The sequence below is a fragment of the Pseudomonas sp. MHK4 genome, from assembly GCF_054600775.1.
The window spans coordinates 22,161-46,366 of the sequence record NZ_BAAIAK010000007.1 but is presented as its reverse complement, the minus strand read 5'-3'; the positions used below and the strand labels follow the sequence as shown (position 1 = coordinate 46,366).

The window sequence follows — 24,206 nt, the reverse complement described above, 5'->3', positions numbered from 1 at the left end:
TCTCGCGCCCCCTGTAGGAGCCGGCTTGCCGGCGATGGCGATCTCAGGTACGCCATCGCTGGCAAGCCAGCTCCTACAGGTTTGGGGTGAACCTTTAGAAGCTGGCTTGCCGGCAATCAGCGCGAAGCGCTTACAACCCGCCGGTTACCAGCAGATGCCTTCGGTCCGGCCAGTCACGCTGGTGGCCTTGGACATGAAGCCGACCAGGTCGATCACCTGCTTGCCGTGTGGAACGTTCTGCACCAGGGCGCGGAATTTCTCGTCACGGTTGCCGAGGATGATCACGTCGGAGTTGTTGATCACGTCGTCGAAGTCGGCGTTGAGCAGGGACGAGACGTGGGGGATCTTCGACTCGATGTAGTCCTTGTTCGCGCCATGAACGCGGGCGTACTCGACGTTGCTGTCGTAGATGCTCAGGTCGTAGCCCTTGCCGATCAGCATTTCCGCCAGGTCCACCAGCGGGCTTTCGCGCAGGTCGTCGGTGCCGGCCTTGAAGCTCAGGCCCAGCAGGGCGACTTTGCGTTTGTCGTGGCTGGAAACGATGTCGAACGCGTTCTGCACCTGGGACTCGTTACTGCGCATCAGCGAGTTGAGCAGCGGTGCTTCCACGTCCAGGGAACCGGCGCGGTAGGTCAGGGCACGCACGTCTTTCGGCAGGCAGGAACCGCCGAAGGCGAAGCCCGGGCGCATGTAGTACTGGGACAGGTTAAGAGTCTTGTCCTGGCAGACCACGTCCATCACTTCGCGTCCGTCGACGCCGACCGCCTTGGCGATGTTGCCGATCTCGTTGGCGAAGGTCACCTTGGTGGCGTGCCAGACGTTGCAGGTGTACTTGATCATCTCGGCAACGGCGATGTCCTTGCGGATGATCGGCGCGTCGAGTTCTTCGTACAGCGATTGCAGAACGTCGCCCGAGGCCTTGTCGAACTCGCCGATGACGGTCATTGGCGGCTGGTCGTAGTCAGCGATGGCGGTGCTTTCGCGCAGGAATTCAGGGTTCACGGCAACACCGAAATCGACACCGGCTTTCTTGCCGGAGCAGTCTTCGAGAATCGGGATCACCACGTTGGCCACGGTACCCGGCAGCACGGTGCTGCGAACCACGATGGTGTGACGGGTAGTCTTGTCACGCAGGACAAAACCGATCTCGCGGCATACGGCCTCGATGTAGTTGAGTTCCAGGTCGCCGTTCTTCTTGCTTGGCGTACCGACACAGATCATCGACAGGTCGGTGTCGCGAATCGCCTCGGCGAAGTTGGTGGTGCCACGCAGGCGACCGGTCTGGATACCCTGGGCCAGAAGTTCGCCCAGGCCTGGTTCAACAATCGGCGATTTGCCGGCATTGATCATATCGATCTTGTCTTTGGCAACATCGACGCCAACGACGTCATGGCCCCGTGCAGACAGGCAACCGGCACAGACTGCGCCAACGTAACCCAAACCAAATATGCTGATGCGCATCGCATTTACCTCAGTGTTGATCAAGCCATTAGATGGCCGGAGTTAATGGTGTTCAGCGGTTATAGTGCATACGGAAGTTACGCCTGGCAGGCGCGACAATACCGCGTGCTGGCATAAAAGTTCCGAGTGTCTAAATAAGTGCACTCAAGGTGTGCGTAACTAGGCCTTGTTGTTATGACTTGCCCTGTTATGCAGCCAGTCCTCTATTCAGAAGATGTTCGTGCACGCTCGATGTCAGGCTGGAAGCCCGTGGATCAAGCGTTTTGGTGCCCAGGTGAGCACGTTTATAGGGGCGCGGCCTTGGCCTTGCAGGGGATATTAATGTTGCGTATCTCCTGTGCATTCTGGTGTTGCCCAAATCAGGGATTAGTCAGTGCAAGTTGCTCTTACAACTTCACTACATGGATCACTGCTCTGCGTAAGTTATCTCGTACATCCTCGGCGAGAATCGTTACCGGTGGTATGAGCGGTGCATCCGGACATAGTTCCGGCTCGCCCGTCACGAAATCTGAAATTTCTTGAAATATTGACAAAGATGGCACTGCTCTCAAATTGATAGCACTTGCCGTTTCGCCCTTTATATATAGGCGGATTATTGGAGGGGATAGTTTTTTGCCACTACCGATATTTTTTTTCGGTGCCACTACTGAAAAAAATGATCGAAGTCGAGTGAAACTAAAGTTAGAAAATTGACAGGTGGTTTATTGGCGTCATAAAAATGACGAAAAAGGCAGGGTATTTCGAGGGTTTCAATGGTGGCGCACGAGGGGGGTGGAAGGTCGTGCGCCGACCCGTTGCTTTACTCTGGTGCGTGGTCGCGCAGGAACACCAGGTTGTCCGGTTTAGACTGCTCGGCGCTGTAGCGATAGCCCTGTACATCGAACTGCTTGAGGGCTTGCGGATCGTTGATGCGTTCTTCGATGACGAAGCGGCTCATCATGCCCCGGGCCTTTTTCGCGTAGAAGCTGATGATCTTGTACTGACCGTTCTTCAGGTCCTTGAACTCGGTGTTGATGATGCGTGCATTCAAGGCGCTGCGCTTGACCGCGGAGAAATACTCGTTGGACGCCAGGTTGAGCAGCACGTCATCGCCCTGGTCGGCCAGGGCTTCGTTCAGCCATTCGCTGATACGCGTACCCCAGAAGGCATACAGGTCCTTGCCCCGGGCATTGGCCAGTTTGGTGCCCATTTCCAGTCGGTACGGCTGCATCAGGTCCAGGGGGCGCAGCAGGCCATACAGGCCGGAGAGCATGCGTAGATGCTGCTGGGCGTAGTCGAAATCGGCTTCGCTGAAGGTCTGTGCATTCAATCCGGTGTAGACGTCGCCCTTGAACGCCAGCAAGGCTTGCTTGGCGTTGTCCGGGGTGAAGGCGGGTGTCCAGCTGCCGAAGCGGGCGGCGTTGAGCCCGCCGATCTTGTCGGAAACGTGCATCAATTCGCTGATCTGCGCCGGAGTCAGTTCGCGCAATTGCAGGATCAGCTCCTGGGAGTGGTCGAGGTACTGCGGCTGGGTAAAGCGCTGGATCGCCGGCGGCGTTTCGTAATCGAGGGTCTTGGCGGGGGAAATCACCGTCAGCATGAAGTCGTCTCCTTTAATCGTGGCGGCGATTCTAGGGGGTTGTCGCGGTGGACTCCAGCTATCGAGGCCATAGGTGATGACCGGTGGCTATCCACAAACCCTTGTGGGAGCGGTGCTGCTGCAGGAATGCGGGGCGGATCAGCTATAGTGCCGCCCGGGTTCGGTTATGGAGACATCCCATTGCGTATCGTTTTTCTGCTCACCGCCTGGCTGCTGTGCTTCGGCGTCATGGCGGCGCCGGGTGAGGTGGCCACGCTGGATCGCAGCACCTGGCCGGAAAAACTCGACAACCCGACCCTGTTCGATGTCGCCTCGCGGGCCGAAATCCTCATGTTCGCCCGGGTGCTGCTGGCCAGTGAATCCCTGGACGAAGCGGCACTGGCACAACGCCTGGGCCTGCGCACCATCAACCAGGAGTCGGTCAATCGGGTTCGCCAGCGCCTGTGGCAACGCCTGCTGGCCAACTACAACTTCGCCCAGCAGAGTTGCGACCAGGACGCCTCCTTCTGTTTCCTGGTCGAGGACATGGCCACCTTGCGCGAGCAGGCCGGCAAGTTTCAGCTCAGCGAGGACAGCTACTACACCCGCTGGTCCGAGCCGAGTCGCCTGTTCCACAGCCAGTACCTGGATGAGCAACTGCGCAAGGCGGCGCTGTTCCCGCAAACCAGTAGCGAAGTCGATCGTTTTGGCGACTATGAGCGCAATGGCGACGGTATGCATGACCGGCTATTTCTATTGACCTTCGACAGCGCCGCCAATGCCGTCCCGGACAATACCGACTGGATTGCCGAGTACCTGCGCAAGGCCAATCTCAGTGGCACCTTCTTCGTGCTCGGCAAGGACCTCCAGGCCCGTTTAAACGAGCGCTCGGTGGCCAGCCTGCAGTCAACCTGGTCAACCCAGTGCATCGGCGTGCAAGGCTGGGAGTTTCGCTCCCACAGCCACTGGCAGGACTGGCAGGACTCGGTACGCCGCAGCGTCGAGCTGGCCAAGAACAAACTGCCGGAGAACTTCGTACCACTGTTTCGCCCGCCCGATGGCCAGCGTCGCGCCGATGCCGCCGCTTTCTTCAAGGCCCAGGGCTTGCAGGTCGCCCTGTGGGACATCGATGCCCAGGACGGTCCGGGCAAGCTCAAGGGCAGCCAGAGTGCGCAACGGGTGCTGACCCTGATGCTGCTGTGGCGCCATGGCGTGATCAATTTCAATGTGAAGCAGGATGGGGTGAAAACGGCGCTGCCCTGGTTGATCACGCAAACGGCGCAAAGCGGGATCGGTTGGGAAGACTGCCAGGAGGGGTTTCGCTGAAAACCGCCAAAGCCCGGAAACATTGGATAAAAGGCGATTTTGGAAGGGATTTTGCTGCAGGTTGACTTCTGACTGTAAACGGGTGATGGCAGTCCGCCAAGTGTTATTGGTCACTCTGAAAAATAAACTTCAAAAAAACGTCAAAGTACTTTTTTCTGTCATGGGTTTTGGAGTATTACGAAGACAGACCGCCGAAACCTGCAACACAGGTGGCGTCTCCCAAGACCCGCATGTATGCAGAACACTTGAGTCCCCGCAGGTGTATTCGGTAGTCACTTCGAGGCGCAGCACCGCCAAGGTATTGCGTCGACTGGCTCCCACAAAGGTGACCGAGTATGGATGATCACGGACGTAGCTCTTCTTCCAACCAGCCAATCCTTTATGTACTCGATACCAACGTATTGATTCACGATCCAAACGCGCTGCTTAACTTCGAAGAACACCACGTCGCGATCCCGATGACCGTGCTTGAGGAGCTCGACAAGCTCAAGAGCGGGCATCACAGCGTTGCCGCCGAATGCCGCCAGGCCATCCGGCTGATCGACAAGACCCTGGGCGATGCCTCACCCGAGGATGTAGAGCAGGGCGTGCCGATCCAGCGGGGCAAGAGCGGGCCCAAGGGCTTGCTGTCAATTCTGATGAGCAAGCATGCCGAGCCGAACCTGATTCTGCCCGAGCACCTGAATGACAACAAAATCATCAACCAGTTGATCGACCTGCACGCGCGCGACCCGAAGAAGCCCGTGGTGCTGGTCACCAAAGACATCAACATGCGCCTCAAGGCCCGTGCCTGCGGGATCGCGGCCGAGGACTACAGCACCGACCAGCTGGTCGACGACGTATCGCTGTTGCCTAATGGCTACCACAACATGACCGGCTCCTTCTGGGACCGTGTGAGCAAGGTCGAAACCCGCCAGGACCACGGTCGCACCTGGCACCAGGTACAGCTGATCGACAACCTGCCGGCGGTGCACATCAACGAGTTCATCATCGATGAGCAAGGGTTCGTCGGCTGGATCAAGGAGATCGAGGAAGACAAGCTGCTGATCCTGGACCTGCACCAGGAGCCGCTGTTGCACCAGGAAGCCTGGGGCCTCAAGCCGCGCGACATCTATCAGAGCCTGGCGCTGTATGCCTTGCTCGATCCGGACATCCACCTGGTCAACCTGTCCGGTGCCGCAGGCTCGGGTAAAACCATCCTCGCGCTGGCCGCGGCCATCGAACAGACCATGGTCAGCAAGCGCTACCGCCGCATCATCGCCACCCGTAGCGTGCAGGGCCTGGACCAGGAGATCGGCTTCCTGCCCGGCACCGAAGCGGAAAAAATGGAGCCTTGGCTGGGCGCCATCACCGACAACCTCGAAGCCTTGCACATGGATGACGAAAGCACCCATGGCAGCGTCGACTACATCCTCAGCAAAGTGCCGTTGCAGTTCAAATCCCTCAACTACATCCGGGGCCGCAGCTTCCAGCAGAGCCTGATCCTGATCGATGAATGCCAGAACCTGACCCCGCACCAGATGAAAACCATCATCACCCGTGCCGGCGCCGGTTCCAAAGTGGTGTGCCTGGGCAACCTGGCACAGATCGACACCCCTTACCTGTCCGCGACCAGCTCCGGGCTGACCTACCTGACTGAACGCTTCAAGGACTTCCCCAACGGAGTGCACATCACCTTGCAAGGGGTGCCACGTTCGATCCTGGCCGAATACGCCGAATCGCATCTGTAACCTTCACCCAAAACCGGGCGGCCTTCTCAGGTCTCCCGGTTTTTTGTGCCCGCCGCAAAACTTTGTAGGAGCTGGCTTGCCAGCGAGGGGGACCTTGAAGCTTGCATTGAATTCAAGGCCCTCATCGCTGGCAAGCCAGCTCCTACAGGAATGCTTCCATCGGATAATCATGCGTGCGGAAATCTGACCCACAGGTTTACAATCGAGACTCCTGATCAGGAGTAACCCCGTGCTGACTCATCTCGATTCCCAAGGCCGTGCCAACATGGTCGACGTCACCGAAAAATCCGTGACGTTCCGCGAAGCGACGGCCCAGGCGCTGGTGCGCATGCTGCCCGAAACCTTGCAAATGATCGTCAGTGGCGGTCACCCCAAGGGCGATGTGTTCGCCGTGGCACGCATTGCCGGCATCCAGGCGGCGAAAAAGACCAGCGACCTGATTCCCCTGTGCCATCCGCTGATGCTGACCGGGGTCAAGGTCGAACTCAGTGCCGAAGGCGAAGACAGCGTGCGCATTGTGGCGTGCTGCAAGTTGTCCGGGCAGACCGGCGTCGAGATGGAAGCCCTGACCGCTGCCAGTGTCGCCGCCCTGACCATCTATGACATGTGCAAGGCCGTGGATCGCGGCATGACCATCGAAAGCGTGCGCCTGCTGGAGAAGGTCGGCGGCAAGAGCGGGCATTTCCAGGCGGATCAACCATGAACATTACCGTGAAATTTTTTGCCCGCTACCGCGAAGCGCTGGGCGTTGACGCGGTGAAGGTCGAGGGCGACTTCGCCACCGTCGACGACGTGCGAGCACTGCTGGCCCGGCGCGATGGCGCCGAGGTGTTGAGCGAGCAGAACCTGATGTGCGCGCGCAACGAAGACCTGTGCCAGCTCGATGAGGCCGTCAGCGATGGCGATGAAGTTGCGTTTTTTCCGACTGTGACCGGAGGCTGAGCATGGCCATTCGCGTGCAATCGGCCGCATTCGACCCTGGTGCCGAAGTCAACGCCATGCACGATGCCAATGTTGGCGTCGGCGCGGTGGTGAGTTTTGTCGGCTATGTGCGCGACTTCAATGACGGCCTGGATGTCGCCGGGATGTTCCTCGAACACTATCCGGGCATGACCGAAAAGGCCCTCGGCAAGATCGCCACCGAGGCCGGGCAGCGCTGGCCCTTGCTCAAGCTGCAAGTGCTGCATCGCATCGGCGCCCTGGAGCCCGGCGAGCCCATCGTCTTCGTCGGCGCCGCCAGCGCCCACCGCCAGGCGGCCTTCGACGCCTGCGCCTTTGTCATGGACTACCTGAAAACCCGTGCCCCGTTCTGGAAGAAGGAAAACACCAGCGACGGCCCGCGTTGGGTCGAGGGGCGTGACAGCGATCATGCGGCGGCTGATCGCTGGAAAAAGTAATTCCTCAAGGTGCCGCACTGTAGGAGCTGGCTTGCCAGCGAAGGCGTCCAAAAGACCTGCGCTGTATTCAAAGACGCCTTCGCCGGCAAGCCGGCTCCTACAGGGACTGTATCGCTCAAGCAAAAACTTCCTGTCACGCCACCCGACCATCGGCCGGCACGCCCCCCATTTGCCCAATTGACGCCAAATACATAAAAGTCCAGTATGGAATTCCAAGTACAAAACTTCCCCCCGATTCCGCTCTTTCTTCTGTCTTGCCAAACCAACAACAACCCGCGAGAGAACGAACATGAAGAAACTCCCCCTCATCACCGCTCTGGCCCTGAGCCTGTTGGCGTGCAGCACCCTGTTTGCCGCCGAAAAAACCCTGCGCATCGGTATCGAAGCGGCCTACCCGCCGTTCGCCTCCAAGACCGACAAAGGCGAGATCGCGGGCTTCGACTACGACATCGGCAACGCCCTGTGCGCACAGATGAAGGTCAAGTGCGTGTGGGTCGAGGGCGAGTTCGACGGCCTGATTCCTTCCCTTAAAGTGAAGAAGATCGACATGGCCCTGTCGTCCATGACCATCAACGAAGATCGCAAGAAGTCGGTGGATTTCACCCACAAGTATTATTTCACCTCGTCGCGCCTGGTCATGAAGGAAGGCGCGGTCGTCGATGACCAATACGCCAGCCTCAAGGGCAAGACAGTGGGCGTGCAACGGGCGACCACCACCGACCGCTACGCGACCGAAGTCTTCGAACCCATGGGCGTGAACGTCAAGCGCTACAGCAACAACGAAGAGATCTACATGGACCTGGCGGCCGGCCGCCTCGATGCCATCTTCGCCGACACCATTCCCCTCAACGACTTCCTTTCGATGCCCCGTGGCAAGGGCTACGCCTTTGTCGGACCAGAGCTCAAGGACCCGAAATACGTGGGCGAGGGCGCCGGGATCGCGGTACGCAAGGGCAACACCGAGCTGGTCTCGGAGCTGAACACCGCGATCGATGGCATCCGCGCCAGTGGCGAATACCAGAAGATTTCGCAGCAGTACTTCAAGTCTGATATCTACGGCGAGTGATCAATCGCTGCCGGGGCTTTCTCGCGAAAGCCCCACTGGGCTGCAGATTCCAGAGATTTTCGAGGGTTGCAGATTGAGCGCCAGTACGCTCGCCAGCACGATGAGCATCCCGGTGACGACCATGATCGAAGGGCGCTCAGCCAGTACCACCGAGGCCATCAACATGGCCGTGGGCGGTATCAGGTAAAGCGAAATGGAGGCGCGGCTCACGTTGCTGTGAGTCAGCACGTATGCCCAGGCGAGGTACGCGAGGGCACTGGGGAAAATGCCCAGGATGAGCACCGCCAGATTGGCCGAAGCCGAGGCATTCTGTACTTCGCTCCACAAGCCCGGTGCATATACAAGTAAAAGTGCTGTGCCTGACCAGATGGTGTAACACACCATCGTCAGCCCGTCGTAGCGATGGGAATGGCGTTTTTGCAGGGCGAAATAGAGACTCCAGGATAAGGCCGCCAGCAGGATCAGCAAGCCGTGCGCATCCAGTTTTCCAAAGCCACGATCACCCGTCACCACGACCCCCGCACCGAGCAGGCCGCACAGCACACAAATCCACTGCCAACCGTTGACCCGGTCCTTGAACACGAAATGCGCCAGTAACGTGCTGAACAGCGGCGTGGATTGCGCCAGCACACTGGCCGCGCCGGCGGTGACGCCTCGTTGGCCGAAATTGATGGCTATGTGATGCAGGCTGACAGCAAAGAATCCCAGTACGACCAACAGTGGCAGATCCTTCAGCCGAGGCAGGGAAACCGGGGTCACGAGGGCGACCCCGGCCATGAACGTCGAGGCGATGAGAAAGCGCATCAGCGCCAGATGACCCGGCTCGTAAGCCCTTAACCCGATGCGGATGCCAATGGGGGAATAGGCCCAGCAGAGGATCACGAAAAACGTCGCCAAGGCGATTTTTACGCCTGGCCTTTCGGCGAGGTGGCGTTGAATAAAATCCATAAGGCTTCCTCTGTGTCCGGCGAAAAAAGGCGTAATGCCGTGCCGACACTCGAATTATCAAAACCCTATGAATTCACTACAAGTGACTTAAACTGAGTTACGTATTCACTTTGGGTGAGCTATGGAACTGTCTCAGCTGCGCATGTTCAACACGGTTCACCACCTGGGCAGCATCGCGCGTGCGGCCGAAGTGCTGCACTGCGTGCCGTCCAATATCACCGCACGCCTCAAGTCCCTGGAGCGTGAACTCGGTACGCCGCTGTTTTCCCGCGACGGCCGAGGATTGCGGATCACCCCCGCCGGGGAGGTGTTTCTTGATTACACGACGAAAATCCTCGACCTGGCCGAGGAAGCGCGCAGGGCGTTGGCACCCGGCTCTGCGCCGAGCGGTCCTCTGCGAATTGGGGCCATCGAGTCCAGCGCCACGGGGCGATTGCCCAGGTTACTGGCCAAGTACCATGCGCTTTATCCACAGGTGATGCTGGAGTTGAGCACCGGCACCTGGGCTCAATTACTCGACGACACCCAGCATCGGCGGCTGGATGGGGCGTTCGTGGCGGTCAACGTTGATCGTCCGGGACTGCAGCGGGAAGTGATGTACCGCGAAGATCTGATTCTCATCGCATCCGCCTCCCACGGACCTTTGCGCAAGGCGGCGGATTTACAGGGCAAGGCGATTTTCATGTGGCCCCCGGGCTGCCCGTACCGCTTTGCGTTGGAGCAGTGGCTGTTGCGCCATGACCAGGTGCAGCCGATTGTCAGCATCGCCAGCTATGGCACCATCGTTGGCTGTGTCAGCGCCGGTGCCGGTGTCGCGCTGGTGCCCCGGGGCATCTATGAGCAGTATGGTCCCAGCGCAGGTTGCCAGGGCTATGAGTTCCCGGAACTGACGAGCATCGACAACCTCTTTTACTGGCATGAAAACGCAGGCCGGCACCCGGCTCGCGAGGCGTTTTTGAAGTTGTTGCAGGCCGAGTTCGAGGGGCCAGGGTCGCTACGGTTAATCCCGACTTAACCGGCCTGTCGTCTATTTCCCCACAATCCGCCCAGTGCGCGTCAGACTCTCAAAGGTCTATGCCTGCGTGTAAACTGGCGGGCAATCGATAGTCAAAAGGGAAACACGATGAGCGAGGAAACGATGCGTCTGGGCCGGGAACGGCGCTACCTGGTGCTGTTGGGCATCATTTGCCTGGCGCTGATCGGCGGTGCGCTGTACATGCAGGTGGTGTTGGGCGAGGCGCCGTGCCCGTTGTGCATCCTGCAGCGTTATGCGCTGCTGTTGATCGCGCTCTTCGCTTTCATCGGTGCGGCCATGCACACGCGACGCAGCATCACAGTGCTGGAAACCCTGGTGGTCATTTGTGCCCTGGCAGGCGTCGGGGTGGCGGGGCATCACGTCTACACGCAGTTCTACCCGGCGGTCAGTTGTGGCATCGATGTGCTGCAGCCGATAGTCGATGGCTTGCCCCTGGCGAAGATCTTCCCGCTGGGCTTCCAGGTCGACGGTTTCTGCTCCACGCCGTACCCGCCGATCCTGGGGTTGTCCCTGGCGCAGTGGGCGCTGGTCGCCTTCGTGCTGGTGGTGGTGCTGGTGCCGCTGTTGACGCTGCGCAATCGCAAGGCGCTGCGCTGAAGTCAGGCGCGGCATTACAGCAATAGACCCGAAACGCCCCGGTCCTCGATGAGAGGGCCGGGGCGTTTTTGCATTTCAGGGGCCAGGTGAAAAGACCGTGATGAGTGGTAATGAAGGGTGCGACAAGTGTGCGACATGTTGTCACATCGCGAGTGTCGCAGCGGGCTTTGGTGTGTCGGATTGGTACCGCGTCTTGCAAAGGAATTGGCGTGTTTGAGCGTCGCCAGGTTTTAGCCTGGTCAAAACGGAGCAGACAGTTTTAACAGGTCGTGGCGATTTGCCAGAGCCCTTGTCATACCGGGGCTAGGGCTGGGTTGAGGGCCATGTTCGAGCCTCTAAAGCTGTCTGAACTGCGGGTGGTAGCCCTACTATTTTTGGTGTTTTTGTTGAGAATCAATTTCGATAAGATGCGCCACTTTTACACAATTGGGTCAGGATTGTTGCGGTCAGGGATAAAAATTATTTCGGGATAAGACATGGTTTATAAAACGCTACATATCTACAATCGCCCGCACTGAATTCCCGGCACTGCTCACCCAGGCTCTGGTGCATGAGTGGCACGAGGGTGTCGTGAGGCCTTCTGGTCTGATGCGATGCCCAGGTGTCGGTGCCTCCAACTATCCGCACCAAATGGAATTGGGCTGTAACAAGGCCTTTGACCACGAATTCGAATAAGAACTCACCGCTGGCCCAGGATTTGTCGAAACGCCTCTGACGCTAGACGGGCAAGCCCTTATTCAATCCAAGAAAAATGCCAACCCTTGGCAGGGTGAAGTGTTGGCGATCAAAACCCAACTGCATTGCGCAAGCTGCTTTAGAGGTCGTGAGATGAGTAAAAACAGGTACCCCAGACTACTAGGCTTATTGCCGCTGCTCGGCACGTTGTTGCTGGGAGGCTGCAACATGACCTTGCTCAATCCCACGGGCCAGGTTGGCCTGGAACAGCGAAACCTGATCATCACCGCCACGCTGCTGATGCTGTTGGTCGTGGTGCCGGTCATCGTGATGACCTTCCTGTTCGCCTGGAAATACCGCGCCTCCAACACCAAGGCGACCTACACGCCTAAATGGAACCACTCCACCAAGATCGAGATCGCGGTGTGGACTGTTCCGGTGTTGATCATCATCGCCCTGGGTTACATCACCTACAAGTCGACCCACGAGCTGGACCCGTACCGTCCGATCGAGTCCGACGTGAAGCCGGTGACCATCGAAGTGGTCGCGCTGGACTGGAAGTGGCTGTTCATCTACCCGGAACAAGGCATTGCCACGGTCAACAAGATCGTGTTCCCGGCGCACACGCCAATCAACTTCAAGATCACCTCCGACGCCGTGATGAACTCGTTCTTCATCCCGGGCCTGGGTGGCCAGATCTACGCGATGGCGGGCATGCAGACCAGAATGCACCTGATCGCCGACCGCAACGCTGAAATGGACGGCATCTCCGCCAACTACAGCGGTGCCGGTTTCACCGGTATGAAATTCAAAGCGATCGCAACTTCCCAGGAAGATTTCGACGCCTGGGTAAGTGAAGTCAAAAAGGCACCTAAACAGCTTGAACAAGCTGAATACGCAGCCCTTTCCAAGCAGAGCCAGAACAACCCAGTCGAGCTCTACTCCTCGGTGACGCCGAACCTGTTCCAGATCATCGTCGACAAGTACGAAGGCATGAAACCTGGTCCTAAGGTCAAGCACGAGAAGAAAGAGAAAGAAGTGGCCGCTACGGACATGAACTCGCATTCAGCTGCCGGGGCAGAGGAGTAAACGATGTTTGGTAAATTAAGTTGGGAAGCGGTGCCGTTCCACGAACCGATCGTGATGATAACCATCGCCATGATCGCGCTCGGTGGTGTGGCGCTGTTCGCTGCAATCACCTATTTCAAGAAGTGGACCTATCTGTGGACCGAGTGGCTGACTTCGGTCGACCACAAGAAAATCGGCGTGATGTACATCATCGTCGCCATGGTCATGCTGCTGCGCGGCTTTGCCGACGCCATCATGATGCGTACCCAGCTGGCCATGGCCACCGAGGGTTCGCCTGGCTACCTGCCACCTGAACACTATGACCAGATCTTCACCGCCCACGGTGTGATCATGATCATCTTCATGGCGATGCCATTCTTCACCGGCCTGATGAACCTTGCAGTGCCGCTGCAGATCGGCGCGCGTGACGTTGCCTTCCCGTTCCTGAACTCCCTGAGCTTCTGGCTGCTGGTTTCCGGCGTGGTGCTGATCAACCTGTCCCTGGGCGTCGGCGAATTCGCCAAGACCGGTTGGGTTGCCTATCCGCCGTTGTCGGGCCTGCAATACAGTCCTGGCGTGGGGATGGACTACTACATCTGGGCGCTACAGCTATCGGGTCTAGGGACAACGCTGACGGGGGTCAACTTCCTGGCCACCGTGCTGAAAATGCGTACCCCTGGCATGAAGCTGATGGACATGCCGATCTTCACCTGGACCTGCACCTGGGCAAACGTGCTGATCGTGGCTTCGTTCCCGATCCTGACCGCTACCCTGGCACTGCTGACCCTCGACCGCTACATGGATTTCCACATTTTCACCAATGAACTTGGTGGCAATCCAATGATGTACGTCAACCTGTTCTGGGCCTGGGGCCACCCTGAGGTTTACATCCTGATCCTGCCGGCATTCGGCATCTTCTCGGAAGTGATCTCGGCGTTCACCGGCAAGAAACTGTTCGGCCACCACTCGATGATCTACGCTTCGGGCGCGATCTCGGTACTGGGCTTCATGGTTTGGCTGCACCACTTCTTCACCATGGGTTCGGGTGCCAGCGTCAACGCCTTCTTCGGTCTGGCGACGATGCTGATTTCCATCCCGACGGGTGTGAAGCTATTTAACTGGCTGTTCACCATCTACCAGGGCCGTCTGCGTTTCACCAGCCAAGTGCTGTGGACCCTGGGCTTCATGGTGACCTTCGCCATCGGCGGCATGACCGGCGTACTGCTGGCCATCCCGGGTGCTGACTTCGTTCTGCACAACAGCCTGTTCGTGATCGCGCACTTCCATAACGTGATCATCGGCGGCGCGGTATTCGGCTACATCGCAGGTTTCGCGTTCTACTTCCCGAAAGCGTTCGGCTTCAAGCTGCACGAAGGCTGGGGTAAAGCAGCGTTCTGGTTCTGGATCTCGGGCTTCTTCGTCGCGTTCATGCCGCTCTATGCACTGGGCTTCATGGGCATGACCCGTCGTCTGAACGCCACCACCAACCCTGAGTGGGTGCCGTACCTGTACGTCGCCATGTTCGGTGCGGTGATGATCGCCTTCGGTATCGCCTGCCAACTGATCCAGCTGTACGTCAGTGTGCGTGACCGCAACAAGCCAGAGAACATGTGCGAACACGGTGACCCGTGGAATGCCCACACTCTGGAATGGTCGACCTCGTCGCCACCTCCGTTCTACAACTTCGCTGTGCTGCCTAAGGCTGACTGCATCGACCCGTTCACCGAAGCCAAGGAAAACGGCACTGCGTACAAGGCTCCGGCCAGGTACGAGCCGATCCACATGCCAAACAACACCGCGACCGGTGTGGTCATGGGTGCTCTGTTGACCGTGTTCGGTTTCGCGATGATCTGGCACATCTGGTGGCTGGCAATCGCGAGCCTGGTAGGCACTGTCGTCTACTTCGCGATCCACGCTGCACGTGACGACCAGGGCTATATGGTCCCGGTTGAAACGATCGAGCGCATCGAAGCCGAGCAGCACAAGCGTCTGGTAGCGGCAGGGAAAATCCCGGCCACCGCCACCCGTGTTGAAACCTCGTTGGAACAGGCTTAAACCATGTCGAACTTAGTGACCAATGTTGGACACGCCCATGGTGACCATGGGCACGATGACCACCACCACGACTCGGGCGAGATGACCGTATACGGTTTCTGGCTCTACCTGATGACCGACTGCATTCTGTTTGCGTCGATCTTCGCGGTATACGCGGTACTGGTTAACAACGTAGCGGGTGGCCCTTCGGGCCACGACATCTTCGAACTGCCATACGTACTGGGCGAAACCGCTCTGCTGCTGTTCAGTTCGATCACCTACGGCTTCGCCATGCTGGCGTTCTACCGTGGCAACAAGAAGCAGGTCCTGGGCTGGTTGGCCATGACCTTCCTGTTCGGCGCCGGCTTCATCGGCATGGAGATCAACGAGTTCCACGTCCTGATCTCCGAAGGCTTCGGCCCTAGCCGTTCCGGCTTCCTGTCCGGGTTCTTCACCCTGGTCGGCACCCACGGTCTGCACGTGACCAGCGGTCTGATCTGGATGGCGATCATGATGTATCAGGTCAACAAGCACGGCCTGACGTCGACCAACAAGACCCGCCTGAGCTGCCTGAGCCTGTTCTGGCACTTCCTGGACGTCGTGTGGATCTGCGTATTCACCGTTGTTTACCTGATGGGGACTATGTAAATGGCTAATGCACATTCCCATGGCCACGACGACGCCGGTCACGGCAGCTACAAGTCGTACGCCATCGGCTTCATCCTGTCGGTGATCCTGACCGTCATTCCATTCGGTCTGGTGATGTACCCGACGCTGCCGAAGTCGATCACCCTGTTGATCGTCCTCGCGTTCGCGATCGTCCAGGTGCTGGTGCACCTGGTGTACTTCCTGCACCTGGACCGTTCGGCCGCGCAGCGTAACAACGTGATTGCGTTTGTGTTCGCCGCGATCGTAATCGTCCTGCTGGTTGGCCTGTCGCTGTGGATCATGTTCAGCATCCACACGTTCATGATGGCGAAGTGAGGTAAGTCCGCATGTCCCTCAAGCACTTTATCCAAATCACCAAACCGGGGATCATTTTCGGTAACGTGCTTTCTGTGGCAGGCGGATTTTTCCTGGCCTCCAAAGGGCATGTCGATCTGGCCATCTTCCTGGCCGCCATGATCGGCACGTCCCTGGTGGTTGCCTCCGGTTGCGTGTTCAACAACTGCATCGACCGCGACATCGACCTGAAGATGGAACGCACCAAGAACCGCGTGCTGGTCCAGGGCCTCATCTCCCTGAAACTGGCCCTGGTCTACGCGACCGTCCTGGGTGTCGCCGGCGTTGCCCTGTTGTATAAGGTGGCCAACCCGTTGGCCGCACTGTTCGCGGTGATCGGCTTCGTGATCTACGTCGGTTTCTACAGCCTGTACCTCAAGCGCAAGTCGGTTCACGGCACGCTGGTGGGCAGTCTGTCGGGCGCCATGCCGCCGGTGATCGGTTATGTCGCAGTCAGCAACACCTTCGACATGGCCGCACTGACCCTGCTGGTGATGTTCAGCCTGTGGCAGATGCCGCATTCCTACGCCATCGCGATCTTCCGCTTCAACGATTACCTGGCCGCATCGATTCCGGTGCTGCCAGTGAAGCGCGGAATCAAGGTGGCCAAGAAGCACATCCTGATCTACATCCTGGCCTTCCTCGTGGCGACCTTGATGCTGACCTTCAGCGGCTACGCCGGCATGAGCTACCTCGCTGTCGCCGCGGCCATGGGCATGTACTGGTTGTACATGGCCTGGACCGGCTACAAGGCAGTGGATGACACGGTCTGGGCACGCAAGCTGTTCGTGTTCTCGATCTTCACCATTACCGCGTTGAGCGTGATGATGTCCCTGGACTTCAAAGTGCCGGCAGAGTTGTTGCTGACGTACGCGCCTTAAGCGTCCGATGCTGTAAAGAAAAGCCCCGCCTTCGAGAGAAGAGCGGGGTTTTTTGTTGGATTTGGGAATAGGGATTCGAAAAGACGGTTCGTCAGGAAGATGATTCGCCGGTTGCATGACTATAGGCAACTTGCCTATAGTTTGCGCATACGAACCGTATTCTTCGAAACCACGTCCTTCACTGCTACCGTTGGAAATTATCTGACGGACGATGAGTATCGAGCGCTGCAAACCCATATGCAGCTCGATCCGCAAGCTGGGGATGTGATGCCTCGAACAGGCGGTTTCCGGAAACTACGTTGGGCGGATGGGCGTCGAGGTAAAGGCAAGCGAGGTGGCTTGCGGGTTATCTATTATTGGCTTATGAATGATGGTCAGTTCTGGATGTTTGCAATTTATGACAAAGATGAGCTTGAGAATTTGACTGCCGAGCAAGAGAAGGCGCTCAAGAAAGCCATAGAAGCAGAGTTGAAAAAACGAGGTACCCCATGAAAAAACGCGACCTGTTTGCAGAGTTGATGCAGGGCGTTGATGAGATGGCGGCTCAACGCGAAGGCAAGATTACGTTGCGCAACACGACGGTGGGGGACATTCCGGCCCCCGAGGTAGGGGCGCGAGAAATCGTCGCGTTACGGGAAAAGTTACACATGTCCCAGGCCGTTTTTGCCAAGCGGATTCGAACCAGCCCCAGTACTTTGAGAAACTGGGAACAGGAAAAGTCGAAGCCTAATGCACAGGCAGCCTTGTTGATCAGATTGGTGGAGAAATTCCCGGATATGGTTGATCGACTGGCAGTGGTTTGATCGAGCTTAGCGAACACTTGAAAAGCCCCGAGTTTCGAAAGAAACCCGGGGCTTTTTCATTTATGCGCGGTTGTTGCACGGTGCATCGAGCACTTTCACCACGTCATCGATGATTGCCTTGCTCATGTCCTGCAGAAAGTGCGAGGCCCAGTCATGTCGGTCGGAGTCGCGGACCGTGGCGGCGTCTGAGGCGAGTAGTTTGGCGAGGTGGAGCAGATCGGAGGCGTGGGAGAGGGCAGAGATGAACGGGACACCGGCGTTGATGCGAAACAGCGGTTCGTTGGCGTGATAGGAGAAGGGGGTGAGGCCGATGGTTTTCAGATCTTGGGGAATGGTCATTGGGCTTCACCTCCTGCTGGTTGGTAGGTGGTGAATGACGTTTGAAGCGGACAGACCAATAGCATTCATGAGTAAAGCTCCCATATCGAGTTGAGAGCTACCACGTTCGTTATCAGGCCCGGTCGCTGAATTGGCAGCGACGGGTCGAAGTTAGCGTGTGGATATCGGAATGCACAATCGTGGCCTTGTGTTGGCCGGGATGGGATTGAGCGCCGCAGGATCCTTGTGGGAGCGGGCTTGCTCGCGAAAGCGGTGTTTCAGGCGACATTGATGCTGGATATAACGCCCTCTTCGCGAGCAAGCCCGCTCCCACAGGATCGAAGACAGTCAGTTATTTGTGTGGTTTATCCAGCAAGCGGAAAAACCGCTCCCGCACCTGCACGTGATCACTGTGCGCCACGTTAAATCGCAGAAACTGATTGCCATCCGCCGCCTTGCTGAGCATGGTCCCCGGCGCCAGCACCAGGTCGATTTCCAATCCCTTGCGGGCCAGGGTTTCGGCATCGTATCCATCCGGCAATCGCGTCCAGATGTATAACCCTTCGCCGGGTAGCGAAGACACCGAACACCCGGCTTCACCGAGCCACGCCGCCACCCGGCTGTTCGACTCATAAAGCCGGTCCACGGTGCGACGCATGTGCTTGGCATAGCTGCCGTCGCTGAGCATGGTGCAGATGATCTGCTCGGCCATTTCCGAGGTCATGCCGCCGCAGGCCATTTTCAGGGTGATCATCCGCGCGGCCAGTTGCGGTGAGAGCACCGCGAAGCTGACGCGGCTGTTGGCGGTCAGGGTCTTGGAGAAGCCCGAGACGTAGGACACGTTGTCCAGGCCGCTCGCGGCCAGGCGCGGCGTTCGGCGTTGCTGCATGTCGCAATACAGGTCGTCTTCGAGGATGTGGAAATTGTAGCGATGGCTCAGTTCCACCAGGCGGTAGACCTGCGCCGAGGTGAACGAGTGCCCGGTCGGGTTGTGCAGGGCATTGTTGGTCATGTACAGCACGGGGCGATGGGCGATCAGCAGTTGCTCGAATGCGTCCAGGTCCATGCCGTCGCAATCGCGGCGGATGGTGATGACCTTGGCGCCGTGCCAGGCCAGGTTGGTGTGCATCGTGAAATAACACGGGTCGTCGAGCAGCACCGTGTCGCCGGGTTTGACCAGCAGGCGCATCAGCATGTCGATGGCTTGTACGGTGTTGGCGGTGGTGATGATCTGCTCCACCGGCGCTTCGATGCCCAGGGTCGCCATCTTCACCCGCAAGGCCTGGCGCAGTGGCAGGTAACCACTGGCGTTACCGTATTCGCCCATGCGCAGGGTAGTGGCGCGAAGGGTGCCGCGCACGGCTTTGAGCAATTCTTCGGCAGGCAACCACGAGGACGGCAGGAAACCGGCCCCCGGGCGCAGCGCGCCATTGTCCAGCAGCACCGCGCGGCGTACCACGCTGAGGGTGTCCTGGGGCAGCAGGTCGGGGCCGGCACTGGTCTGCAGGGTGGTGCTGGAACGGTGTACGTAATGCCCCGAGCCCTGGCGTGATACCACCAGGCCCTTGGCGCGCAAGCGGTCGAGGGCGTCGACCACCGTGGACTTGCCCACGTGCATCAGGTCCGAGAGTTCGCGAATCGGTGGCAGCCTTGAGCCGTGGGGCAGGCCGCCCTTGGTGATTGCCACCGACAACTGATCGACGATCTGCTGCACCAGCGGCACACCCGGCTGGAACTCGATAGCGGCGATCACTGCTCGCTGAGCCTGCATTTTACTGGTCTCTCTGGCAGTAAAGTTCGTTTGATTCTATACGAACTTGCTCTGACCAAGACAAGCATCTCTTTCTACCATCGCCTTACAGAGTTTCTGGAGGGTCGACCTATGGCGGTCGATCGATACCAGGTTCGTGAGGTGTTGCATGAGTGTCGAAACAACGGTCGTCGCGGCCAAGCCGGTCATCAACCTGCGCTTGTTCACCATCCGCATCATCACCGCCGTGTCGCTGTTTGCGGTGCTGGGCAAGGCCAACGTCTGGCTCGATACCGCCACCAACAGCATCCTGGCCCTGGGATATCGGGCCTTGTTGCTGCTGTTGCCGTTGACCCTGCTGGTACTCGGTCGCCGCTCCCTGAGCGTCACCCTGCTGTGCGCCGCCGGCGGGCTGGTGTTGCTGGCAGTCACCCGCAACCAGGGCGTGGTCATGTTTGCCGCGGCGTTGTTTGCCTATGGCATTGCGATTGCCGGCTACCTGATCAAGAGCGAAGCGGCCCAGACCAAGGAGGGCGCCGCCTACAACCGTGTCGCCATGAACATGGGCAGCCTGCTGGCAGGGCTGATCCTGCTGTCGCCGCTGTTGACCCCGACCCTGTTTTTCCTCGGCGCCGCCGGTTTCGTCCTGCTGTGCCTGCCGATCGCCATGGGCGCGACCTTCACCTGCGAGCCCGTGGTTGCCCGGCCCGCCAGCCAGGAAGGCAGCGGCTGGCGCAACAAACTGCCGTGGGTCATCGCCGGCGTGATCATGGGCATCAAGCTGTTCGGCGTGTTCTCGATCCTGCCGCAGGCGATCCTGCTCAAGACCGGCGAGCTGCCGGCCTGGTATGGCCTGATGCTGATCCTCAACAGCGCCGTGGTGGTCTTCGCGCAAGTGCCGGTCATGAGGCTGATCGAGAGCACCGGGCGCTTCAAGGTGCTGACGGTGATCGGCATCATCGTCGGCGGCTTTGCCGTGCTGTCTTCGCCTGCCGCGTTCCACGTCGATACCCTGGTCGGCGCGCTGGTCTGGGTGGCGCTGCTGTCCATCGCCGAATGCGCCTTCAGTCACCTCGATTATTTCTCGGTCAAGCAGAACAACATGTTCGTCAAGGAAGTGTCCCTGGGTGTCGGCGCAGGGTTGACCGTGTTGATCATGCGGGTCGCGCCACCGCCCTACAACGCGTTGGTGCTGGCTGCCATCGGCGCCGGCGGGATCCTGGTCTGGTACTGGCTCAACCGGCAATCCATTGCGTCGTTGCACGACTGAGTCATCGCTGTTTCGGTTTTCACTTTGCAAGTCGGGGGCTTTATGAATACGACTTCATGCGTAGTAGTGGTGGGGTACAACGGCAGTCGGGTTCACGATATCCAGAAGCTGCGCGATCTGTGCAAGTCGCTATACAACGCCAGGCTGATCCTGCTGGTCGAGCAGATCCAGCCCTATGACGATCAGGTGGCGGATCACGTCTGCAGCACTTCGCTGGCCGAGCAGGATGTAGCGGCCTCCCTCGAGCTGGTGGTGGGGTGCCTGAACGCCGATCGCTGGAAGCTGATTGGCGTGCTGCCGTTTTCTGACCGTGGCGTGCTGCTCGGCGCGGCGCTGGCCAGTCATTTCGGCTTGCCCGGTATAACGATTGCCGAGGCGCGGGCGGGGTTGGACAAACAGATTTTCCGCCAGCTCGAAGCGACGGCCAGCACGGCGCCCGAAGACTACCGGCCAGTGCTTTCCACTCGTATCGAGAGCCTGCCGGAACTGCGCCAGCGCGTGATCGAACTGGGCGGCAAGGCGTTCATCAAGCCCGCCTGCGAAGGTGCCAGTCGAGGCTGCCGGGTCATCCGTCACCCGTCCGAATGCGACGATGCGTGGCAGGCACTCAAGCCTTATCGCGAGGGCGGCATCGTGCTGGAAGAGCTGATCCAGAACGCCCGTGAATACAGCTGGGACTATGTCGCTGGAAGTACCTGGATCACCGAAAAAACCACCACCGAAGGAGCCTACCGCGCCGAGATCCAGCAAGTGGTGCCCGCCCCGTTGGCGCCTGAAGTACAGGCTCGACTGAAGGCTGCCGGCCAGCACATGGCAGGGTTGGTTTCCCAGGACAACGGTGCCTGGCACAACGAAGTGTTCTACCGGGCCAACCATCGCACCTCGGCCGTTGAAACCAACATGCGCCCCGGTGGCATGCACATCTGGGACCTGGCGCGCCAGGCATTCGTCGATTTCGACCCGTGGGAGCGCTGGGTGCGCTGGGCCGTGGAAGGCCAGGTCGATAGCCGCGAGCCGGTGCCACGCGGCTATTGCGGCATACGCCTGCTGCGGGCGAGCACTGGCGGCATCCTGCGCGATGTGCCGGACATCCAGGCCCTGGCCCGCTCTCTGGACATCGATCTGGTGGAGGCGGTGGTGACCAAGCGCATCGGCGATGCGGTCAGCGCGCTGGTGAAAGACAACTTCTCGTTCATCGGTCACATCGTGTTGTTCAACGAAGACTACGCACAGCTCAGCAATGACCTGTTGCGCCTGGCCGAGGCCGTGGAGTCGAGCATCGGGATCACTAGCCTGGCGCCACCTGCACGGATGCTGTGTTGAGTATCAGGGATCGAAGTTTTTTTGCAGTATTGATCAAGAGGTTGGGTAAATGATTGAGCACATGACTTGTGATGAGCGCTTCATCGCGCTGGCGAAGGAATTCGACTACGACATCTACGGCGAAAACAGCGTGGGCGGGCATTACGCACCGCTGATTCGTCACCACGATGAGCTGCATATCAGCGGGATGGTGCCGCGTGTGAACGGCAAGATCCAATACCCCGGGCGGGTCGGCCTGGACCTCGACATGGCGGATGCGCAAGCGGCCGCCAGTCTCTGCGCGATGCGCGGCTTGGCATTGATCGTCGACGCCATCGGTTCGCTGGACAAGATCAAGTCGCTGATCAGGGTCTCGGTGTATGTGAAATCCACTGCGGACTTTGTCGACCTCAGCGAAGTGGCCAACGGTGCCTCGGATGTTTTCAGTCATGTACTGGGCGATGCCGGCAAACATACTCGCACGACCGTCGGCGTTTATCAGTTGCCAAAAAACGCGGCAGTGGAAGTGGACATGATCGTGGCGTTGCGACCTTCTGCGTTATAAGTCTGAGTTGTTCGGCTTTACAGCGATTAAATGTTCGCCTAAGGTCGGATGACTCAACTCGGCAGAATAAGTTGGAACCCGAACATGAATAACGTTCAAGGTGCGTTTTTTTCATATAAGGACTTTCGCCAAAGTCTGGTTCAACAACCCATCAAGCCACGGGTGTGGAAGGATGTTGAACTAACGGGTATGCGCAAGCGCCTTGAGGCCAGCGATGTCGATATTGTCGCGCTGGCCCACGACAGCAGCCTCCAGGGTTGCTCGTTGACCCCCGGAATGGCCGTGTCCATGCAATGGTTGATACCGGGCGCGGCGCTCAGCGGCCATGACCATGCGTGGTGGCACCTGTTCATCATCCAGAGCGGCAACGGCACCTTGACCCTGGGTGATGCCGAGGCAGTAGGCGTCGGCAGCGGTGACGTGCTGCTGGTGCCGGCCTGGACCCGCCACGGCTTCGTCAACACCAGCGCCACCGAGCCTCTGGCCATGCTCAACATCAGCAACATGCCCCAGGCGCTGCTGTTGGCCAACTTCAACGACAACGTTGGCCTGATCCCCCGCCCGCTGTAATTTTCCCCTCCGTTACCCACCAGGGAGTCCGCGTTCGCGGACTCCCTTTTTCATTTCTGCTGTACCCGCGATGCCCTCTGGCAATTTGCCATCTGTATCGATGCAAACGGACACTTTCTGTATCTATTCAGCGCCTGATCAACTTACTACGATCGCCTCGAATGCAACGGATTTATGTGTTTAGTTCAAGGGAGCGTTCTATGGAAAGCAACAAGCTTAAACTCTATGTTGGCGCGGATTTTGTCAGCGCATTTGCGATGTCGGCATTTGTGGCACTCAAGGAGAAGCAACTTTCATTTGAACTTATTACGCTGGATTTAAAGGTCCGTGAGAACTATCAAGATAAATATCGTGATAGTTCCCTGACCTGCAAAATTCCCACCTTAGTTCACGCAGATTTTGCGCTGTCGGAGTCTTCGGCCATCGCCGAGTACCTGGAGGAGCTCGCTCCAGGGCATACCAGACTCTTCCCTCAGGACCTCCAGCAGCGCGCCCGGGCCCGTCAACTTCAGGCCTGGCTGCGCAGCGATTTGCTGGTGGTGCGCAAGGAGCGCCCGTTCGACCTGGTGTACTTCGGCAAGCAACTCGCGCCGCTCTCCGACGATGCCAAGGCCGCCGTTGAACGCCTGTTCTTCGTCGCCGAGCGTTTGCTGGAGGAGGGCGCCGAGCACCTCTTCGGCGACTGGAGCATTGCCGACACCGATCTGGCGATCATGCTCAACCGACTGGTCGCCCATGGCGATCAAGTCCCGGCGCGGCTCGTGGCGTATGTCCGCCGCCAGTGGGATCGCGACAGCGTTCGGGCCTGGATGGACATAGAGCGCAAAGCGCCGGCCATCGTGTAGCAAT

Annotated in this window: 25 protein-coding genes; 20 read left to right on the top strand and 5 right to left on the bottom strand. The window is 58.7% G+C overall.

The window, feature by feature from the left end; all coding sequences use genetic code 11:
• Positions 1-144: 144 nt before the first annotated feature.
• Together ACYP2Q_RS18495 and yaaA are read right to left on the bottom strand one after the other, a co-directional pair.
• A complete protein-coding gene (locus tag ACYP2Q_RS18495) occupies positions 145-1,461 on the bottom strand; it encodes a nucleotide sugar dehydrogenase (protein WP_459731858.1) in 1,317 nt (438 codons plus the stop codon).
• Positions 1,462-2,260: 799 nt separating this feature from the next.
• The gene (yaaA, locus tag ACYP2Q_RS18490; protein WP_459731857.1) at positions 2,261-3,040 is read right to left on the bottom strand and encodes a peroxide stress protein YaaA; all 780 of its coding nucleotides are present in this window, start codon (positions 3,038-3,040) and stop codon (positions 2,261-2,263) included.
• Between the two features lie 180 nt (positions 3,041-3,220).
• Here yaaA and ACYP2Q_RS18485 point away from each other — a divergent pair, with 180 nt between their 5' ends.
• The 6 genes from ACYP2Q_RS18485 to ACYP2Q_RS18460 all read left to right on the top strand — a co-directional run bounded on the left by ACYP2Q_RS18485 (position 3,221) and on the right by ACYP2Q_RS18460 (position 8,538).
• Positions 3,221-4,345 (top strand): polysaccharide deacetylase family protein, encoded by a 1,125-nt coding sequence (locus ACYP2Q_RS18485; RefSeq protein WP_459731856.1) that lies wholly within the window; start codon positions 3,221-3,223, stop codon positions 4,343-4,345.
• A gap of 335 nt (positions 4,346-4,680) precedes the next feature.
• Entirely contained in the window at positions 4,681-6,075 is a 1,395-nt protein-coding gene (locus ACYP2Q_RS18480; RefSeq protein ID WP_459731855.1) for a PhoH family protein, read from the top strand.
• A gap of 229 nt (positions 6,076-6,304) precedes the next feature.
• Complete coding sequence (gene moaC / locus ACYP2Q_RS18475; RefSeq protein WP_459731854.1) at positions 6,305-6,778, top strand: cyclic pyranopterin monophosphate synthase MoaC; 474 nt, start codon at positions 6,305-6,307, stop codon at positions 6,776-6,778.
• Entirely contained in the window at positions 6,775-7,017 is a 243-nt protein-coding gene (gene moaD, locus ACYP2Q_RS18470) for a molybdopterin converting factor subunit 1 (RefSeq protein ID WP_459731853.1), read from the top strand. The genes moaC and moaD overlap by 4 nt, the downstream gene beginning before the upstream one ends.
• A gap of 2 nt (positions 7,018-7,019) precedes the next feature.
• On the top strand, positions 7,020-7,472 hold the full coding sequence (gene moaE, locus ACYP2Q_RS18465; protein WP_459731852.1) for a molybdopterin synthase catalytic subunit MoaE: 453 nt from the start codon (positions 7,020-7,022) through the stop codon (positions 7,470-7,472).
• 289 nt (positions 7,473-7,761) lie between these two features.
• Positions 7,762-8,538, top strand: coding sequence for an ABC transporter substrate-binding protein (locus tag ACYP2Q_RS18460; RefSeq protein ID WP_459731851.1), 777 nt, complete (start codon positions 7,762-7,764; stop codon positions 8,536-8,538).
• Here the strand turns inward: ACYP2Q_RS18460 and ACYP2Q_RS18455 are convergent, their stop codons facing one another.
• Positions 8,539-9,486 (bottom strand): DMT family transporter, encoded by a 948-nt coding sequence (locus ACYP2Q_RS18455; RefSeq protein WP_459731850.1) that lies wholly within the window; start codon positions 9,484-9,486, stop codon positions 8,539-8,541.
• A gap of 121 nt (positions 9,487-9,607) precedes the next feature.
• On the opposite strand from ACYP2Q_RS18455, the gene ACYP2Q_RS18450 reads away from it, so the two are divergent.
• The 9 genes from ACYP2Q_RS18450 (at position 9,608) to ACYP2Q_RS18410 (ending at position 17,582) form a co-directional block, all read left to right on the top strand.
• Positions 9,608-10,501 (top strand): LysR family transcriptional regulator, encoded by an 894-nt coding sequence (locus tag ACYP2Q_RS18450; RefSeq protein WP_459731849.1) that lies wholly within the window; start codon positions 9,608-9,610, stop codon positions 10,499-10,501.
• 108 nt (positions 10,502-10,609) lie between these two features.
• Positions 10,610-11,119: a disulfide bond formation protein B gene (locus tag ACYP2Q_RS18445; RefSeq protein ID WP_459731848.1), complete on the top strand. Its 510-nt coding sequence runs from the start codon at positions 10,610-10,612 to the stop codon at positions 11,117-11,119.
• An 828-nt stretch (positions 11,120-11,947) separates the two neighbouring features.
• Positions 11,948-12,883, top strand: coding sequence for a ubiquinol oxidase subunit II (gene cyoA, locus ACYP2Q_RS18440; protein WP_046820452.1), 936 nt, complete (start codon positions 11,948-11,950; stop codon positions 12,881-12,883).
• Positions 12,884-12,886: 3 nt separating this feature from the next.
• Entirely contained in the window at positions 12,887-14,917 is a 2,031-nt protein-coding gene (gene cyoB, locus ACYP2Q_RS18435) for a cytochrome o ubiquinol oxidase subunit I (protein WP_459731847.1), read from the top strand.
• Between the two features lie 3 nt (positions 14,918-14,920).
• Positions 14,921-15,544, top strand: coding sequence for a cytochrome o ubiquinol oxidase subunit III (locus ACYP2Q_RS18430; protein WP_110746966.1), 624 nt, complete (start codon positions 14,921-14,923; stop codon positions 15,542-15,544).
• On the top strand, positions 15,545-15,880 hold the full coding sequence (gene cyoD / locus ACYP2Q_RS18425) for a cytochrome o ubiquinol oxidase subunit IV (RefSeq protein ID WP_102669136.1): 336 nt from the start codon (positions 15,545-15,547) through the stop codon (positions 15,878-15,880).
• 11 nt (positions 15,881-15,891) lie between these two features.
• Complete coding sequence (cyoE, locus tag ACYP2Q_RS18420) at positions 15,892-16,779, top strand: heme o synthase (RefSeq protein ID WP_459731846.1); 888 nt, start codon at positions 15,892-15,894, stop codon at positions 16,777-16,779.
• 147 nt (positions 16,780-16,926) lie between these two features.
• Positions 16,927-17,271, top strand: coding sequence for a toxin (locus tag ACYP2Q_RS18415; RefSeq protein ID WP_274073911.1), 345 nt, complete (start codon positions 16,927-16,929; stop codon positions 17,269-17,271).
• Positions 17,268-17,582 carry a helix-turn-helix domain-containing protein gene (locus tag ACYP2Q_RS18410; RefSeq protein WP_459731845.1) on the top strand — a complete coding sequence of 105 codons (315 nt, stop codon included), beginning with the start codon at positions 17,268-17,270 and terminating at the stop codon, positions 17,580-17,582. Before ACYP2Q_RS18415 ends, ACYP2Q_RS18410 begins: the two co-directional genes overlap by 4 nt.
• 60 nt (positions 17,583-17,642) lie before the next feature.
• Here the strand turns inward: ACYP2Q_RS18410 and ACYP2Q_RS18405 are convergent, their stop codons facing one another.
• Positions 17,643-17,921 carry a DUF3077 domain-containing protein gene (locus ACYP2Q_RS18405; RefSeq protein WP_459731844.1) on the bottom strand — a complete coding sequence of 93 codons (279 nt, stop codon included), beginning with the start codon at positions 17,919-17,921 and terminating at the stop codon, positions 17,643-17,645.
• Positions 17,922-18,252: 331 nt separating this feature from the next.
• Positions 18,253-19,671 carry an aminotransferase-like domain-containing protein gene (locus ACYP2Q_RS18400; protein WP_459731843.1) on the bottom strand — a complete coding sequence of 473 codons (1,419 nt, stop codon included), beginning with the start codon at positions 19,669-19,671 and terminating at the stop codon, positions 18,253-18,255.
• A gap of 148 nt (positions 19,672-19,819) precedes the next feature.
• On the opposite strand from ACYP2Q_RS18400, the gene ACYP2Q_RS18395 reads away from it, so the two are divergent.
• The 5 genes from ACYP2Q_RS18395 to yfcF all read left to right on the top strand — a co-directional run bounded on the left by ACYP2Q_RS18395 (position 19,820) and on the right by yfcF (position 24,202).
• Positions 19,820-20,920: a hypothetical protein gene (locus tag ACYP2Q_RS18395; protein ID WP_459731842.1), complete on the top strand. Its 1,101-nt coding sequence runs from the start codon at positions 19,820-19,822 to the stop codon at positions 20,918-20,920.
• Positions 20,921-20,962: 42 nt separating this feature from the next.
• The gene (locus ACYP2Q_RS18390; RefSeq protein WP_459731841.1) at positions 20,963-22,243 is read left to right on the top strand and encodes an ATP-grasp domain-containing protein; all 1,281 of its coding nucleotides are present in this window, start codon (positions 20,963-20,965) and stop codon (positions 22,241-22,243) included.
• A gap of 49 nt (positions 22,244-22,292) precedes the next feature.
• Positions 22,293-22,787: a RidA family protein gene (locus ACYP2Q_RS18385; RefSeq protein ID WP_274073907.1), complete on the top strand. Its 495-nt coding sequence runs from the start codon at positions 22,293-22,295 to the stop codon at positions 22,785-22,787.
• An 84-nt stretch (positions 22,788-22,871) separates the two neighbouring features.
• The gene (locus tag ACYP2Q_RS18380) at positions 22,872-23,357 is read left to right on the top strand and encodes a cupin domain-containing protein (RefSeq protein ID WP_459731840.1); all 486 of its coding nucleotides are present in this window, start codon (positions 22,872-22,874) and stop codon (positions 23,355-23,357) included.
• Between the two features lie 200 nt (positions 23,358-23,557).
• Positions 23,558-24,202 carry a glutathione transferase gene (gene yfcF / locus ACYP2Q_RS18375; RefSeq protein ID WP_459731839.1) on the top strand — a complete coding sequence of 215 codons (645 nt, stop codon included), beginning with the start codon at positions 23,558-23,560 and terminating at the stop codon, positions 24,200-24,202.
• Positions 24,203-24,206: the final 4 nt, after the last annotated feature.

What these genes read in the sequence shown, in the direction of transcription:
- ACYP2Q_RS18495 (WP_459731858.1), bottom strand. Translation starts at nt 1,461, where the DNA reads ATGCGCATCAGCATATTTGGTTTGGGTTACGTTGGCGCAGTCTGTGCC.
- yaaA (WP_459731857.1), bottom strand. Translation starts at nt 3,040, where the DNA reads ATGCTGACGGTGATTTCCCCCGCCAAGACCCTCGATTACGAAACGCCG.
- ACYP2Q_RS18480 (WP_459731855.1), top strand. Translation starts at nt 4,681, where the DNA reads ATGGATGATCACGGACGTAGCTCTTCTTCCAACCAGCCAATCCTTTAT.
- moaD (WP_459731853.1), top strand. Translation starts at nt 6,775, where the DNA reads ATGAACATTACCGTGAAATTTTTTGCCCGCTACCGCGAAGCGCTGGGC.
- moaE (WP_459731852.1), top strand. Translation starts at nt 7,020, where the DNA reads ATGGCCATTCGCGTGCAATCGGCCGCATTCGACCCTGGTGCCGAAGTC.
- ACYP2Q_RS18460 (WP_459731851.1), top strand. Translation starts at nt 7,762, where the DNA reads ATGAAGAAACTCCCCCTCATCACCGCTCTGGCCCTGAGCCTGTTGGCG.
- ACYP2Q_RS18455 (WP_459731850.1), bottom strand. Translation starts at nt 9,486, where the DNA reads ATGGATTTTATTCAACGCCACCTCGCCGAAAGGCCAGGCGTAAAAATC.
- ACYP2Q_RS18450 (WP_459731849.1), top strand. Translation starts at nt 9,608, where the DNA reads ATGGAACTGTCTCAGCTGCGCATGTTCAACACGGTTCACCACCTGGGC.
- ACYP2Q_RS18445 (WP_459731848.1), top strand. Translation starts at nt 10,610, where the DNA reads ATGAGCGAGGAAACGATGCGTCTGGGCCGGGAACGGCGCTACCTGGTG.
- cyoA (WP_046820452.1), top strand. Translation starts at nt 11,948, where the DNA reads ATGAGTAAAAACAGGTACCCCAGACTACTAGGCTTATTGCCGCTGCTC.
- cyoB (WP_459731847.1), top strand. Translation starts at nt 12,887, where the DNA reads ATGTTTGGTAAATTAAGTTGGGAAGCGGTGCCGTTCCACGAACCGATC.
- ACYP2Q_RS18430 (WP_110746966.1), top strand. Translation starts at nt 14,921, where the DNA reads ATGTCGAACTTAGTGACCAATGTTGGACACGCCCATGGTGACCATGGG.
- cyoD (WP_102669136.1), top strand. Translation starts at nt 15,545, where the DNA reads ATGGCTAATGCACATTCCCATGGCCACGACGACGCCGGTCACGGCAGC.
- cyoE (WP_459731846.1), top strand. Translation starts at nt 15,892, where the DNA reads ATGTCCCTCAAGCACTTTATCCAAATCACCAAACCGGGGATCATTTTC.
- ACYP2Q_RS18410 (WP_459731845.1), top strand. Translation starts at nt 17,268, where the DNA reads ATGAAAAAACGCGACCTGTTTGCAGAGTTGATGCAGGGCGTTGATGAG.
- ACYP2Q_RS18405 (WP_459731844.1), bottom strand. Translation starts at nt 17,921, where the DNA reads ATGACCATTCCCCAAGATCTGAAAACCATCGGCCTCACCCCCTTCTCC.
- ACYP2Q_RS18400 (WP_459731843.1), bottom strand. Translation starts at nt 19,671, where the DNA reads ATGCAGGCTCAGCGAGCAGTGATCGCCGCTATCGAGTTCCAGCCGGGT.
- ACYP2Q_RS18395 (WP_459731842.1), top strand. Translation starts at nt 19,820, where the DNA reads ATGAGTGTCGAAACAACGGTCGTCGCGGCCAAGCCGGTCATCAACCTG.
- ACYP2Q_RS18390 (WP_459731841.1), top strand. Translation starts at nt 20,963, where the DNA reads ATGAATACGACTTCATGCGTAGTAGTGGTGGGGTACAACGGCAGTCGG.
- ACYP2Q_RS18385 (WP_274073907.1), top strand. Translation starts at nt 22,293, where the DNA reads ATGATTGAGCACATGACTTGTGATGAGCGCTTCATCGCGCTGGCGAAG.
- ACYP2Q_RS18380 (WP_459731840.1), top strand. Translation starts at nt 22,872, where the DNA reads ATGAATAACGTTCAAGGTGCGTTTTTTTCATATAAGGACTTTCGCCAA.
- yfcF (WP_459731839.1), top strand. Translation starts at nt 23,558, where the DNA reads ATGGAAAGCAACAAGCTTAAACTCTATGTTGGCGCGGATTTTGTCAGC.